Source organism: Nocardia sp. A7 (assembly GCF_046549215.1).
In the GTDB taxonomy this organism is placed as follows: Bacteria; Actinomycetota; Actinomycetes; order Mycobacteriales; family Mycobacteriaceae; genus Nocardia.
This window is the reverse complement of the sequence record NZ_JAJPWE010000001.1, coordinates 2,348,605-2,362,377: the sequence shown is the minus strand read 5'-3', so window position 1 is coordinate 2,362,377 and position 13,773 is coordinate 2,348,605. Positions and strand designations below refer to the sequence as shown.

The 13,773-nt window shown below is 66.8% G+C and carries 14 protein-coding genes; 9 read left to right on the top strand and 5 right to left on the bottom strand.

Annotated features, from left to right (window positions below; all coding sequences use genetic code 11):
* Positions 1 to 111 precede the first annotated feature (111 nt).
* Positions 112 to 810 (top strand): hypothetical protein, encoded by a 699-nt coding sequence (locus tag ACLJPD_RS10705; protein WP_410871733.1) that lies wholly within the window; start codon positions 112 to 114, stop codon positions 808 to 810.
* Positions 811 to 936: 126 nt separating this feature from the next.
* Here ACLJPD_RS10705 and ACLJPD_RS10700 read toward each other — a convergent pair whose 3' ends face one another.
* Positions 937 to 1,980: an alpha/beta hydrolase gene (locus ACLJPD_RS10700; protein WP_410871732.1), complete on the bottom strand. Its 1,044-nt coding sequence runs from the start codon at positions 1,978 to 1,980 to the stop codon at positions 937 to 939.
* Positions 1,981 to 2,224: 244 nt separating this feature from the next.
* Between ACLJPD_RS10700 and rfbA the strand changes: the two genes are divergently transcribed.
* Entirely contained in the window at positions 2,225 to 3,097 is an 873-nt protein-coding gene (gene rfbA, locus ACLJPD_RS10695) for a glucose-1-phosphate thymidylyltransferase RfbA (protein WP_410871731.1), read from the top strand.
* A gap of 2 nt (positions 3,098 to 3,099) precedes the next feature.
* A complete protein-coding gene (locus ACLJPD_RS10690; RefSeq protein WP_410871730.1) occupies positions 3,100 to 3,645 on the top strand; it encodes a dTDP-4-dehydrorhamnose 3,5-epimerase family protein in 546 nt (181 codons plus the stop codon).
* A 61-nt stretch (positions 3,646 to 3,706) separates the two neighbouring features.
* Here ACLJPD_RS10690 and ACLJPD_RS10685 read toward each other — a convergent pair whose 3' ends face one another.
* A complete protein-coding gene (locus tag ACLJPD_RS10685) occupies positions 3,707 to 5,182 on the bottom strand; it encodes an MFS transporter (RefSeq protein ID WP_410871729.1) in 1,476 nt (491 codons plus the stop codon).
* Positions 5,183 to 5,267: 85 nt separating this feature from the next.
* On the opposite strand from ACLJPD_RS10685, the gene ACLJPD_RS10680 reads away from it, so the two are divergent.
* Positions 5,268 to 5,690: a MarR family winged helix-turn-helix transcriptional regulator gene (locus ACLJPD_RS10680; protein ID WP_410871728.1), complete on the top strand. Its 423-nt coding sequence runs from the start codon at positions 5,268 to 5,270 to the stop codon at positions 5,688 to 5,690.
* On the opposite strand, the gene ACLJPD_RS10675 is transcribed toward ACLJPD_RS10680, so the two are convergent.
* Together ACLJPD_RS10675 and ACLJPD_RS10670 are read right to left on the bottom strand one after the other, a co-directional pair.
* Positions 5,674 to 6,519: a helix-turn-helix domain-containing protein gene (locus ACLJPD_RS10675; RefSeq protein ID WP_410871727.1), complete on the bottom strand. Its 846-nt coding sequence runs from the start codon at positions 6,517 to 6,519 to the stop codon at positions 5,674 to 5,676. The genes ACLJPD_RS10680 and ACLJPD_RS10675 overlap by 17 nt on opposite strands.
* Positions 6,520 to 6,643: 124 nt before the next feature.
* Positions 6,644 to 7,228, bottom strand: a complete 585-nt coding sequence (locus ACLJPD_RS10670) for a DUF4282 domain-containing protein (RefSeq protein ID WP_410871726.1) — start codon at positions 7,226 to 7,228, stop codon at positions 6,644 to 6,646.
* A 180-nt stretch (positions 7,229 to 7,408) separates the two neighbouring features.
* Between ACLJPD_RS10670 and ACLJPD_RS10665 the strand changes: the two genes are divergently transcribed.
* The 3 genes from ACLJPD_RS10665 (at position 7,409) to ACLJPD_RS10655 (ending at position 10,974) form a co-directional block, all read left to right on the top strand.
* Positions 7,409 to 7,912 (top strand): hypothetical protein, encoded by a 504-nt coding sequence (locus tag ACLJPD_RS10665; RefSeq protein ID WP_410872002.1) that lies wholly within the window; start codon positions 7,409 to 7,411, stop codon positions 7,910 to 7,912.
* A gap of 106 nt (positions 7,913 to 8,018) precedes the next feature.
* Positions 8,019 to 10,178, top strand: a complete 2,160-nt coding sequence (locus ACLJPD_RS10660) for a molybdopterin oxidoreductase family protein (protein WP_410871725.1) — start codon at positions 8,019 to 8,021, stop codon at positions 10,176 to 10,178.
* A gap of 169 nt (positions 10,179 to 10,347) precedes the next feature.
* The gene (locus tag ACLJPD_RS10655) at positions 10,348 to 10,974 is read left to right on the top strand and encodes a pyridoxamine 5'-phosphate oxidase family protein (protein ID WP_410871724.1); all 627 of its coding nucleotides are present in this window, start codon (positions 10,348 to 10,350) and stop codon (positions 10,972 to 10,974) included.
* A 1-nt stretch (position 10,975) separates the two neighbouring features.
* Here ACLJPD_RS10655 and ACLJPD_RS10650 read toward each other — a convergent pair whose 3' ends face one another.
* Complete coding sequence (locus ACLJPD_RS10650) at positions 10,976 to 11,473, bottom strand: GtrA family protein (RefSeq protein WP_410871723.1); 498 nt, start codon at positions 11,471 to 11,473, stop codon at positions 10,976 to 10,978.
* Positions 11,474 to 11,488: 15 nt separating this feature from the next.
* Here ACLJPD_RS10650 and ACLJPD_RS10645 point away from each other — a divergent pair, with 15 nt between their 5' ends.
* On the top strand, positions 11,489 to 12,916 hold the full coding sequence (locus ACLJPD_RS10645) for an FAD-binding protein (protein WP_410871722.1): 1,428 nt from the start codon (positions 11,489 to 11,491) through the stop codon (positions 12,914 to 12,916).
* Positions 12,913 to 13,692, top strand: coding sequence for a decaprenylphospho-beta-D-erythro-pentofuranosid-2-ulose 2-reductase (locus ACLJPD_RS10640; RefSeq protein ID WP_410871721.1), 780 nt, complete (start codon positions 12,913 to 12,915; stop codon positions 13,690 to 13,692). Before ACLJPD_RS10645 ends, ACLJPD_RS10640 begins: the two co-directional genes overlap by 4 nt.
* Positions 13,693 to 13,773: the final 81 nt, after the last annotated feature.

Sequence of the window (13,773 nt, the reverse complement as noted above, 5' to 3'; positions counted from 1 at the left end):
TGGTGAACAAAACTTGAACTAACAGTCACAGCAGGTTCACCTCTGGTTAGCTGCGAGAGCATTTGATCTACCAGTCCCCTCCGCACGCTCCAAACTTGAGGTTCAACAAAAATGCTGATGAGGAAATTCGCCGCCACCTCGGCGCTGCTGATCGCTGCCATGGGCGTCACCGCCGGCACCGTCAACGCCGCGCCGGTCGAAGAGGCCGCTGCAATCAACTACACCGCCGAGGTCGTCGACGGTTCCAAGTCCATCATCACCATCGACTCGGGCTCGCTCGTCGCCGAGGATGGCCAGTTCAAGATCAAGGCCGCCGATGGCAAGACCGTTGCCTCGACCGCACTGGCCTACCAGCTCGACGACTACCAGCTGCCGATCGCGGCCGAGATCTCGGGTAACACCGCGACCCTGACCCCCGTGGTCGACCCGGCCCAGGCCGTCTACAAGCCGGTCGCCCTGCCGTACGAGAACCAGGCACCGTGGAAGACCGAGTACGAGCGTGAGCAGGCCGCCTGGAGCCGTCTGACCTCCACCATCTCCATGGGCGCCACCATCGGCACCCTGGTCGGTGGCCTCGCCGGTGGCGCCATCGGCTGTGTCGCCGGTGCGCTCGCGGGTACCGTCGTGACCGCCGCGCTGGCCACTCTGTTCGGCGCCGGTCCGGTTGTCGGCTGCATCGCGGGTGCGGGCGCTGTCGGCTTCATCGGTGTGCTGATCGGCCAGATCCTCGTGACCGGCCCGGTCGCGATCGCTGCTGCGATCCAGTACTTCACCACGATCAACCAGCCCTTCACCCCCCCGGCCAAGTAATTTCGCCGTAGGACAGAAGGAAAGCGGCCCCGGCCCGGAGAAATCCGAGCTGGGGCCGCTTCTTTGTGTCCGAGTACCGAGTGTGGCTCGGTCGGCCGACCGTGATCAGGACCGCCCGAGCCGTTCTCAGGCCGTCCGCGCTCGCTGCGCCGGTTCCACCGCACCACGGACGAACTTCGCCACCCGCCCCAGCGCCGAACGACTCTCCGGCATGCTCGGCAGAATGCTCATGAACGCGTGCACCTGCCCCCGCCACAGCTCGAGGGTGTTGGGCACGCCCGCGGCGGTGAGCCGATGGGCCATCAGTTCGCAGTCGTAGCGCAGCAACTCGTCCTCGGCGGCGATGAGCAGCACCGGCGGCATCCCGGCGAGGTCGGCGTTCACCGGCGACAGCGCGGGATCGAGGGGGCCCGCGTGCTCGGCGCCGAGGTGGACGACCGCCTCGAGCCCTTTGAGCGGGATGTAGGCGTCGCGGTCGATATTGACGTACCCCTCTTTGGCCCGGTAGTCCAGATCGAGCAGCGGGCTCAGGCCGATGAGAGCGGCTGGCAGCGGCAGGCCGAGTTCGCGGGCGCGGATCGCGGTCGCGAAGGTCAGGAACCCGCCTGCCGAGTCACCGGCGATCACGATGCGCGCCGGATCGGTGCCGTGGCGAAGCAGCCAGCGGTAGGCGAGTACGCAGTCGTCGATCGAGGCGTCGATCGAGCCGGGCAGTTGCCGGTATTCGACGTTGAGGACGGGCAGCCCGGTGCGCCTGGCCAGTCCGGCCGCGATCGGCCGGTGCGTGCGCAACCCGCAGACCGCGAAACCGCCGCCGTGCAGATAGAGCACCGCGCCGTGGCGCAGTGCGCGCGAGCCGCCCGCGGGGCGCAGCATTTCCATGAGGAACCCGTCGAGCTTGATCTGCTCGCGTTCGACACCCTGCGGATCGGGGCGAAGTCGCGAGAGCAGGTCGACCGCGACGGCGCCGACCGGGATGGTGGCCCGATTGATGGGGACGGTGCGCAGCAGCGGTCCGATCAGACCGAGGCAGGCGCCCATCAGGACCCGGGAGGAGGTGCTGGTCCGGCCGGAGTTGACGATGATGCCCGGCTCCGGCCTACTCGCCGTGCTGATCGGGGCCACGGGCGCGAGCCCACCCATCACGCCGGTGATCTTCGCGGTTACCATCGCGCACCTACCTCACAGCTGGCGCGTCGACCCCAGACCAGGCGTAAGCCCCCCGGATCGGATGTCGGCGCTGACATCTAACACAGTGATGTTTCACACATCGACACTCACATAATCAGATGAGCGTCGTGTCTGTCTCAGTTATCGCCCGACACGCCCGGTCACCAAACCTTCGTGATCAATTCGCCGACGTGTCGGAACCTCCCCGACGCCGAGGAGGACGGAACTGGCAGACTTGCCACCTATGCGCGGAATCATCTTGGCGGGCGGCACCGGTTCACGGCTGCACCCGATCACGCGCGGGGTGAGCAAGCAGCTCGTCCCGGTCTACGACAAACCCATGGTCTACTACCCGCTGTCCACCCTCATGCTGGCAGGGATCGACGACATTCTGGTGATCACCACGCCGGAGGATGCCGACGCGTTCGCGCGTCTGCTCGGCGACGGCAGCCAGTTCGGCATCGCGATCAGCTATGTGGTGCAGCCCGAACCCGACGGCCTCGCGCGCGCCTTCACCCTCGGGGCCGCGCACATCGGCACCGAACCGGCCGCGCTGGTCCTCGGCGACAACATCTTCCACGGGCCGGGCCTCGGCGCCAGTCTGGAACGCTTCCACGACATCGACGGCGGCGCGGTGTTCGCCTACTGGGTGAAGGACCCGACCGCCTACGGCGTGGTGGAGTTCGATCACGGCCGCGCGGTCTCCATCGAGGAGAAGCCGAAGGTCCCGCGCTCCAACTACGCCATCCCCGGCCTCTACTTCTACGACAACGACGTGGTGCAGATCGCCCGCGAGCTGAAGCCGTCGGCGCGCGGAGAATACGAGATCACCGACATCAACCGCGCCTACCTCGAACAGGGCAGGCTCAGCGTCGACGTGCTCGCCCGCGGCACCGCCTGGCTCGACACCGGCACCTTCGACTCCCTGCTCGACGCCGCCAACTACGTGCGCACGATCGAAGAGCGGCAGGGCCTCAAGATCGGCGTGCCGGAGGAAGTGGCGTGGCGCCGCGGCCTGATCTCCGACGAGCAGCTGTGCAAGCTCGCCGAACCGATCGTGCGTTCGGGCTACGGCCGCTACCTGCTCGACCTGATCGACCGCGGAAAAGACTGGTAGGCATGGAGTTTCGTGAACTGGCGATCCCTGGTGCCTGGGTGGTGACTCCGCGGCTGCTCGGCGACGACCGCGGCATGTTCTGCGAGTCGTTCAAGGCCTCGGAATTCGAGAAGGCCACCGGTCGCCCGTTCGAGCTGCACCAGGTGAACACCTCGGTCTCGGCGGCCGGCGTGCTGCGCGGGATCCACTACACCGACGATCCGCCCGGTCAGGCCAAGTACGTGACCTGTGTGCGCGGGGCGTTCCTGGACGTGGTGGTCGACCTGCGGCCCGGTTCGCCCACCTACGGCCGGTGGGACAGTGTGTTGCTCGATGACGTGGCCCGCCGCTCGGTGTTCCTGTCCGAGGGCCTCGGCCACGCCATCCTCTCGCTGGAGAACCGCTCGACGGTGACCTACCTGTGCTCGCTCGAGTACTCCCCCGAATTCGACAGGGACATGGACGCTTTCGATCCACGCCTCGGTATCGACTGGCCGACCGAGGGCCGCGACGGTCGCCCGCTCACCTATGTTCGCTCGGCGAAAGACGAAGCGGCGCCGAAGTTCTGATTCACGTGAAACGCTGAACGGCACCACCTGCGCAAGGTGGTGCCGTTCAGTGTTGTGACGATCAGGCCGGCTCGAGAACCTTCGCGTCGACGGCCGGTGCGCCCTCGACCGGCTTGCGGAACCGAGGCAGGAACACCGTCAGCGCCAGCAGCGCACCGACGACGGTGACACCCGCCGCGAACTGCAGACCCGGCCGGTAGCTGTCGAGCATCTCCTGCGGAGTCGCGCTCGTGCCGTGCCCGCCGGAGGTGACGATGGCGGTGGTCACCGCGAGCACGATGGCCGCGCCGACCTGCATGGAGGTCTGCAGCACGCCCGCCGCGAGACCCTGCTCGTCGTCGTCGATACCGCTGGTGGCCTGCACATTGATGGCCGGGAACCCGACCCAGCCGATGCCGATCAGCAAGATGGCGGGCAGCAGCATGGTCCAGTAGTCGGGCGCGGTGTCCAGACGCAGGAACAGCAGGTAGCCGATGGCCATCACGCTCAGGGTGACCGCGATGACCGGCCCGGTGCCGAAACGGTCGATCAGCTTCTCGGAGAAGAAGGCCGACCCCACGACCATGATGCCGACCGGCAGCAGCGCCATCGCCAGCTTCAGCGCCGACCATTCCAGGGTGTCCTGCATGTACAGGGTCACGATGAACTGCCAGGAGAAGTAGGAACCGGCGACCGCGATGATGGCCAGGCTGGCCCGCACGAGCGTGGCCTTGCGCAGGATGCCGAGGCGAACCAGCGGGTGCTTCACCCGCTGCTCGGTGATCACGAACGCGGCGAACAGGGCGATCACGGCGAGGAACGAGCCGATGGTGCGCACCGAGGCCCAGCCGACTTCCGGCGCGGTGACCACGGTGTAGACCAGCAACAACATGCCCGCGGTGGACAGCAGCGCACCGAGTAGATCGTGTCCGCCTTCTTCGGCCTTACCGTCCTTTGGCACCAGCGCGAACGCGGCGATCAGGGCCGCGATGGCGATCGGGACGGGCAGCAGGAAGGTCCAGCGCCAGCCGACGCCGGTCATCAGGCCACCGAAGAGCAGGCCCATGGAGTAACCGCCCGCGCCGAACACGGTGTAGATCGACAGCGCCTTGTTGCGCGCTTTTCCTTCCGCGAAGGTGGTGGTGATGATCGACAGACCGGTCGGCGCGGTGAACGCGGCGGCCAGGCCCTTGATGAAACGGGTGGCGATCAGCAGGGCCGGGTCGCTCACCAGTCCGCCGATGAGCGAGGCGACGGCGAACACCGCGAGAGCGATGAGGAAGACCTTGCGGCGCCCGAGCAGGTCGGCGGTGCGTCCACCGAGCAGCAGCAGGCCGCCGTAGCCGAGGATGTAGCCGCTGACGAGCCACTGCAGGGTGGAGGTTTCGAGGTCGAGTTCGGCGCCGATGGACGGCAGGGCGACGCCGATCATCGAGACATCGAGGCCGTCGAGGAACAGAACGATGCACAGGGTGATCAGCAAGCCCCAGAGGCGGAGCGGCCATCTGGTGGGATCGGTCGCCTGATCAGCGGCCGAGAGCGAGGCTGTCGAAGTCATGCGAGGGACATTACATGCGCACGCATTAATTGCCAACACATAAAATGACGTTGCATGAACATGCTCGCACCTCTAAGATGGGGCCATGTCGAACCCGGCCGTCACGTCAGCTCGGCGCAACGAAGCGCCCACCGAGCTGGTCGGTCAGTGGCGCGAACTGCTCGGTAGGCACGCCGCCGTGAGTTGCGCGCTGGAGAAGGCGCTCCAAAAGGACCACGAGATCGGCCTCAGCGAATTCGAAACGCTGGACCGACTCGTCGACGCGGCATGTCAGAAGTACCGCATGACGGAACTGGCCCAGGACATCTACCTGAGCCAGAGCGCGCTGTCCCGCGCCGTGGCCAGGCTGGAACGCGACGGCCTGGTCGAACGCAGCATGTGCGATATCGACCGCCGCGCCATCTTCGTCCGGCTCACCGACAAGGGCAGGGCGGTCTACGACCGGGCCCTGCCCACACACCGCTCGGTGCTCGCAGGCACCTGGGACAGCCCTACAGCGTGCCCGTAGCCGCCACCGCGATATCGGTGAACGCGCGACGGTAGCGATCGCACTCGGCGGGTTTGTCCAGATAGGTACTGCCCGCGAAGGTTTCCACGTAGACCACCGGCGGCTCCGGTCGATCCACCGAATCGTCGACCTCGAAATCCAGGATCACGAACCGGCCCGATTCGAGTCCGGCGTGATAGCCGGAATCGGCCGGAACCACCCGGATACGCACCGATTCCCGTTCGGCCAGCTCCCGTAATCGCGCGAGCTGGCCCGCCCGCACGCGCTCGTCACCGATCGTGCGGGTGAGCACCGACTCGGCCAGCACCACGTCCAACCGCAACGGGGCTTCGGCCCTGGTGACCAGCGCCTGCCTGGCCGTCAACACCCGCAGCCTGCGCTCGAGTTCCGACTCGGTCAGCGCCGGTATCGTCTGCTCGAGCAGCGCTTTCGCGTAATCCTCGGTTTGCAACAGCACCGGGATCAGCCCGTCCTCGTAGAGGCACAGGCCCGCAGCGGCCTCCTCGAGGCCGATGTAGACCTCGAATCCCTCCGCGATCACGTCGCCGTAGCTCGTCCACCAACCCCGTGCCTTGGTTTCACGAGCCAACGCGGCCAGCGGTTCGATCAGATCGGCAGGCGCGCCGTACACCTTGCACATGGCCTCGACGTCGAGGCTGCGCAACGACGTCTGCCCCGTCTCGATCCGCCAGATCTTCGCTTCCGACCACTCCAGTTGCGCCGCAGCGGTTCTCGTCGTCATCCGCGCACGATTGCGCAGGTCACGCAGGTGCCTGCCCAGCTGCCTGCGCGGCATGGTCGAACCGGTGACGCCCTGTGGTGAAGCCATAGTTCCCCCCTGTATCCGAACTCCGGTCCGCGGACAGAACTTTCGCCAGACCGGCCTACGCAGCCGACATATCGCCGGATCTGCGTACGGATTGTTTCACAATGAATCGGACACCGCGCAAGACCTATTTTTTCTTCCGGAATCGCCAGAACTGCACTGCTCGAACGTCTTCGGAGAGCTGGCTCACCGGCTCGGCGACATCGGACAGCGCCTGGAACAGGCCATCGGCCAGGTCACTGATGTGTTCGACCCGACCGGCCAACCGGGCGGCGTTGTCGGCGAATTCGAGCATCAGGCGCACCGAGGCCGCGATGGTGAGCCCCAACGGAACCGCCACCAGCGCGGCGAACACCCCGAGCACAGCGGAGGTCTTCCACATCAGCACCGTGAAGGCGATCGGCAGGCCGATGCCGAAGGACGCGACGCCGAGCACGTAGGCCAGCGGCAGCAATGTCCTTGTCGCAGGCCTACGGAACTGCACGTCGAGCAGGGAACGGGCGGCTTCGGCGGCCCACTGTTTGGCGGAACCGGTACTGCGGAACGGCTCTTCGAACCCCGAGTCGCGGGCCAGGTCGGCCTGGTAGGAGACTTCACCGGAACCACCCGGCCGCTTGCCGTCGGCCTCTTTCCAAGACAGCCAACGTGATTCGGCGTCGAATTCCTCGGCATCCTCATCGTTGGGCTCAGGAGGGCCCGGCGCTTCGGTCATATCCGAATCCTGCCCGTTTTCGCCCCCGGCGCCAACCTGGGCGGACCGTTACCTGCGATAGCGAAGGTTACCGAACTGAGACGAAGCAGACACTCTCGAATATTTTTCGGTAACGGCGTAACGACTCGACCACCCCGCGCCGATACGCCCATGAACGCAGGAACAGAGCTTTTCGGGGAAATGGAGAAAACAGTGCGCACGACGTTTCCGACCACCACTACGGCCGCCGACAAAGGTGCCGCCGCGCAGGAGTACGCCGCGCGTGGATGGACGGTTGCCGAAACAACCAACGGCCTCTGCTTGATCACCGACGACGAGGTCTCGGCCATCGAGATCACCGGCGAGATCGCAGGCGAGGTCCGCCGCTTCCTGCGCGCCAACAACCTGTCCGGCCCCGTGATCGAGATCCCGGGCGCCGAGCGTCGCGAGATCCACCTGGTCACCGGTGTCAACAAGGCCGCCATGGCGATCGAGGCCATGCGTGAGGCAGGCGTCATCGTGCACACCGACGGTGCCAGCATCCCGCTGCCGCCGACCCAGCTCGCCGCGGGCAGCGCCTCCTGGGGCGTCGCGCCCTCCGAGGCCCGCTGGATCCCGCCGGTCGTCGCCCTCGGTGCGGCTGTGCGCTCGGCGGTGTCGCGCAAGCAGTCCCGCAAGCGCGCGACGCTCACGCTGGCCAGCTGAACTGAACCTCCGCGAACCCGCGGCCGCGACGCCTCCCCGACGTCGCAGCTCGCGGGTTTTCGGCGTTTGGCGGCCATCGCCTGCCCGCCTGCGCTAAGCATGAGAGATGGCTCCGCGTTCGCTGCTCCGAACCTGTCCGCTGTGTGAGGCCGTCTGCGGTCTCACCCTCACCCTCGACGACGCCGATCGGGTGCTGTCGGTGCGTGGTGACCGCGACGACCCGTTCAGCAAGGGCTTCCTGTGCCCGAAGGGCGCCAGCTTCGGCAAGCTCGACGACGATCCCGACCTGGTCACCACACCGCTGATCCGCGACGGTGCCGGGTTCCGCGAGGCGAGCTGGGACGAGGCGTTCGACCTGATCGCGGCCGCGTTCGCCGAGATCCCCCGTGGCTCCTCGGCCGTCTACCTCGGCAATCCCAACGCACACACCGTCGCGGGCGCGCTCTACGTGCCCGCCTTGATTCGCGCGCTGAGCACCCGGCATGTCTACACCGCGAGTTCCGCCGATCAGATGCCCAAGCAGGTCGCGGCCGGGCTCATGTTCGGCGACCCGCTCACCGTGCCGGTCCCCGACCTCGATCGCACCGATTTCCTGTTGATGCTCGGCGCCAATCCGCTCGAGTCGAACGGGTCGCTGTGTACCGCGCCTGACTTTCCCGGCCGATTGAAGGCGTTGCAGGCTCGCGGGGGCAAGCTGGTCGTGGTCGATCCGCGCGAGACCAGAACCGCGGCGCTCGCCGACCAACACCTGTTCATCCGGCCGGGTTCGGACGCGTATCTGCTGTTCGGGGTCGTGCACACGCTGTTCGACGAGGGTTTGACCGACGTGCGCGTCGACGTCGCCGGGCTCGACGAGTTGCGCGCGGCCGCAAACGACTTCCCGCCCGAAGCGGTGGCCGCGCGCACCGGCGTCCCCGCCGACACCATCCGCACGCTCGCTCGCGAACTCGCCGCGGCGCCCACCGCGGCCGTCTACGCGCGGATCGGTACCTGCACCGCCGAGTTCGGCACGCTCACCCAGTGGCTCGTCGACGCCGTGAACGCCCTCACCGGCAACCTGGACGCCCCCGGCGGCGCCATGTTCGCCACGGCGGCAGCGGGCGGCGTCCAGCGCAGCAGGCCGTTCCGGCTCGGCCGCTGGACCAGCCGCGTCCGCGCACTGCCGGAGGCGATGGGCGAGCTGCCCGTCGCCACCCTCGCCGACGAGATCGAAACACCGGGTGAGGGGCAGATCAAGGCGCTGGTGACGGTGGCGGGCAACCCCGTGCTCTCCGCGCCGAGCGGTGCGCGGCTGGACAAGGGTCTGGCCGGGCTGGACTTCATGGTCAGCGTGGACAGGTACGTCAACGAGACCACCCGGCACGCGAACGTGATCCTGCCTCCGCCGCGCTCGGTGCAATCACCGCACTTCGATTTCGCGCTGCTGCAGTTCGCGGTGCGCAATTACGCGCGCTACTCGCCGCCGCTGGTCTCCCTCGGCGAGCGGCCGTCGGAATCGGCGGTGGTGGCCCGGCTGGCGGCCGCGGTGAGCGGTCAACCGCACGCCGGGACCGGCGAGGCGAGCCCGATCGCGATGGTCGACGAACTCGTCATCGCCGGCACCTTACACAAAGCGGACATCAGCGAGCGCCGCGACGAGCTGACCGGCGCGAACACCACCGAACAGCGCCTGGACCTGATGCTCAAGCTCGGGCCGTACGGTGCGTGGAACGGCGGCGAACTGAGCCTGAAGACCCTGCTCGACAACCCGCACGGCATCGACCTCGGCCCGCTACAGCCGCGCCTGCCCGGCGTCTTGCGCACCGCGTCGAAGATGGTCGAGCTGGCACCGCCGCAACTGCTCGCGGATGTGGCGCGCCTGCGGGCCGGGCTGTCGAGCACCGCGCCCGCGATGGTGCTGATCGGACGACGGCAGCTGCGCTCCAACAACAGCTGGATGCACAACATCGCCGGCCTGGTCGGCGGCTCCAACCGCTGCACGCTGCAGGTCCACCCCGACGACGCGACCCGCCTCGGCCTCGGCGAACAGGCCGAGATCACCTCGGCGGCAGGCTCGTTGACCGTGCCGGTCGAGCTGACGCCGACGATCATGCCCGGTGTGGTGAGCCTGCCGCACGGCTGGGGCCACGGCGCGAGCACCACCCAGTCGGTCGCGCTGGCGCATGCCGGAGTGAATGCCAATGTGCTGACCGATGACTCGGTGGTCGACATGGTCTCGGGGACCGCCGTGTTCAACGGGGTGCCGGTGACGGTAGGTCCAGCCTGATCAGTCCTGACCTGGGAACCGTTGCGCAAACTCGGCTTTCATCCCATTCGCAACAATGGACACGCCCCACCGGCTGTGATGGTCCCCTAGACTGAGTGGAGATTGCGGTCACAGCGGGGGTTTCGTCTAGAAACCCGCACCAACCGGTACGGCTAGCAGAGGGGGCCCGATGCCCGAGAAATTCGTCGGCAGCGACGGAGAACACGAGCTACAGGACACGTTGGGCACCTCGGAGAGAGCCGAGCGCTTCTACGACGACCAGGTGATCGACTATCTGAACCCCACGATGGTGGATTTTGTCGCTCGGATGGACATGGCCTTCATCGCCACCTCCGATGCACACGGCGAATGTGACTCCAGCTTCCGGGCGGGGACCCCCGGATTTCTGCACGTGATCGACGATCGCACAATTGCGTACCCCGAGTATCGAGGTAACGGGGTGATGGCCAGCCTCGGCAATCTGCTCGAGAACCCACACGTCGGGATCCTGATGATCGACTTCGTCCGCGACCTCATCGGCCTGCACATCAACGGGAAAGCCCGCATGGTCGCCGACAGCGAGTTGCGTGGCACCGTCACCGACCTGCCGCCGGCCGAGCGGGGTAAGACCTCGCAGGTCTGGGTGGTCGTCGATGTCGAAGAGGCCTACATCCACTGCCGCAAGCACATTCCGCAGATGGTGCCGGTCGCGCGGGATCAGCGCGAATGGGGCACCGACAACGTGCGGGCCAAGGGTGGCGACTACTTCGGGGTGAAGGCAGGCAAAGGTGCCCCGGCCATCGCCGAGGCCAGCTGACCTACTTGATCTTGAAGATCACCACACGCTGCACGATGAAGTTGATGACGGTTGCGGTGCCCTGCGCGATCACGAACGCCAGTGGCTGCCGCCACCACTCGTCGGGCAGCGCGAAGTAGAGCGCCGCGTTGATCCCCACCTGCACCGCGAACGTCACCGCGTACAGCGCGACCACCGCGAAGAACCGTGCCCGGCTCGGCTCCGCCTTGAACGTCCAGCGCCGGTTGATCAGGTACGCCGTCGTGGTGCCGGCGACGAAACTGAGCGCCTTCGCCAGGCTCACCGGCCACCCGAGCAGATTCAGCAGCAAGCTGTAGATGCCGTAGTCGACGATCGCCGACAAACCGCCGGTCAGCGTGAACCGCACGATCTGCGTCTTGAGGTCTACATCGGTCCCGCCGGGCTCGTCGACCAGGGGAATTTCGGCGGGCAGCGGCAGATGCGGTTGGGCTTGCACGTGAGGAAGACTACGAGACCGGCCGTGTGTCGCGCCATGCATGTAGCCTCTTAGCCGATGTCTGAGAACATTTCGACCACCAACGATGACGCGTTCGCGCTACCTACGCGTACCCGCAAGCTCACCGGCTGGGGTCGCACCGCACCCACCTCCGCAGAAGTGCTCTCGACCAGCGATCCCGAGTTGATCGCCAAGGCCGTGAGCATGGTCGCGCAGGACAACGACTCCAAGCCGGCGCATCTGCGACGCGGCGTGATCGCGCGTGGCCTAGGCCGCTCGTACGGGGACAACTCGCAGAACGCGGGTGGCCTCGTCATCGACATGCCCGCGCTGAACAAGATCCACAGCATCGACGCGGCCACTCGCCTCGTCGACGTGGACGGCGGTGTCGACCTCGACCAGCTGATGAAGGCAGCGCTACCGTTCGGTCTATGGGTCCCGGTGCTACCCGGCACCCGTCAGGTCACCATCGGCGGCGCCATCGGCTCCGATATCCACGGCAAGAACCACCACAGCGCGGGCAGCTTCGGCAACCACGTGCGGTCGATGGATCTGCTCACCGCCGACGGAGTCGTCCGCACGATCACCGCCGCATCCGACCCCGAACTGTTCTGGGCGACCATCGGCGGCTGCGGCCTGACCGGCATCATCCTGCGGGCCACCGTCGAGATGACCCCGACCGAAACGGCGTACTTCATCGCCGACGGCGACGTGACAAGCACCCTCGACGAGACCATCGCCTTCCACAGCGACGGATCCGAGGACAAATACGAATACAGCTCGGCCTGGTTCGACGCCATCAGCCCGCTGCCCAACCTGGGGCGGGCGGCGATCTCACGTGGCAACCTGGCCAAGCTCGACCAGCTGCCGAAGAAGCTGCAGAAAGATCCGCTGCGCTTCAACGGCAAGACCTTCTTCACGCTGCCCGATGTATTCCCCAACGGGCTGGCCAACAAGTACACCTTCGGGCCGATCGGTGAGATCTGGTACCGCAAGTCGGGCACCTACCGCGGCAAGCCGCAAAGCCTGACCGCCTTCTACCACCCGCTCGACATGATGGGCGAATGGAACCGCGGCTACGGCTCCAACGGCTTCCTGCAGTACCAGTTCGTGGTTCCGCCGGAGTCGGTCGAAGAGTTCAAGCGCATCATCATCGACATCCAGAGCTCGGGCTTCTACTCGTTCCTCAACGTGTTCAAGCTGTTCGGCGAGGGCAACCAGGCGCCGCTGAGTTTCCCGATGGCCGGCTGGAACATCTGCGTCGACTTCCCGATCTCGCGCGGGCTCAACGAGTTCGTCACCGATCTGGACCGGCGTGTGCTCGAGTTCGGCGGGCGGCTCTACACCGCGAAGGACTCGCGCACCACGGCCGAGACCTTCCACCAGATGTACCCGCGGATCGACGAGTGGATCAAGGTCCGCCGCAGCGTCGACCCGAATGGCGTGTTCATGTCCGATATGGCCAGGAGGCTGGAGCTCCAGTGATCAACGCAGTTGGCAACCCGCAGACCATCCTGCTCTTCGGTGGCACCTCCGAGATCGGTCTCGCGATCTGCGCCGAGTACCTGCGCAAGGGCCCGGCCCGGGTCGTCCTGGCGAACCTGCCCGGCGACCCGCTGCTCGAGAACGCCGTCACCACGCTGAAGGCCGCCGGTGCGACCCAGGTCGACGTCATCGACTTCGACGCGCTCGACACCGAGTCGCACCCGAAGGTCGTCGACTCCGCGTTCGCCGCGGGTGATGTGGACGTCGCGATCGTGGCGTTCGGTGTGCTCGGCGATGCCGAGGAGCTGTGGCAGAACCAGCGCAAGGCGGTCATGACCGTCGGCATCAACTACACCGCCGGTGTCTCGGTGGGCGTGCTGGTCGGCGACAAGTTCAAGGCGCAGGGCCACGGCCGGATCATCGTGATGTCCTCGGTGGCCGGTGAGCGCGTTCGCCGCTCCAACTTCGTCTACGGCTCCACCAAGGCGGGGCTTGACGGCTTCTACCTCGGTCTCGGCGAGGCGCTGCGTCCCTTCGGGCCGCGCGTCACCGTCATCCGGCCGATGCAGGTCCGCACCTCGGCGACCAAGGCCCACTGGGAAGCCACCGGTTCCAAGGAAGCCCCGCTCACCGTCGACCCGGAAGACGTCGCTCGTCTCGCGGTCGCCGCCTCGGAGAAGGGCACCGAAATCGTGTGGGCCCCGAACGAGGCCCGCTTCCTGATGTCGGCCCTGCGCCACGTGCCGCGCCCGATCTTCCGCAAGCTCCCGATCTGATCGACTGCGAAACGGACTGCCGCATCATCCCCGGATGGTGCGGCAGTTCTGCTTTGTGGCTCCACTAGGCTGACCCGGACC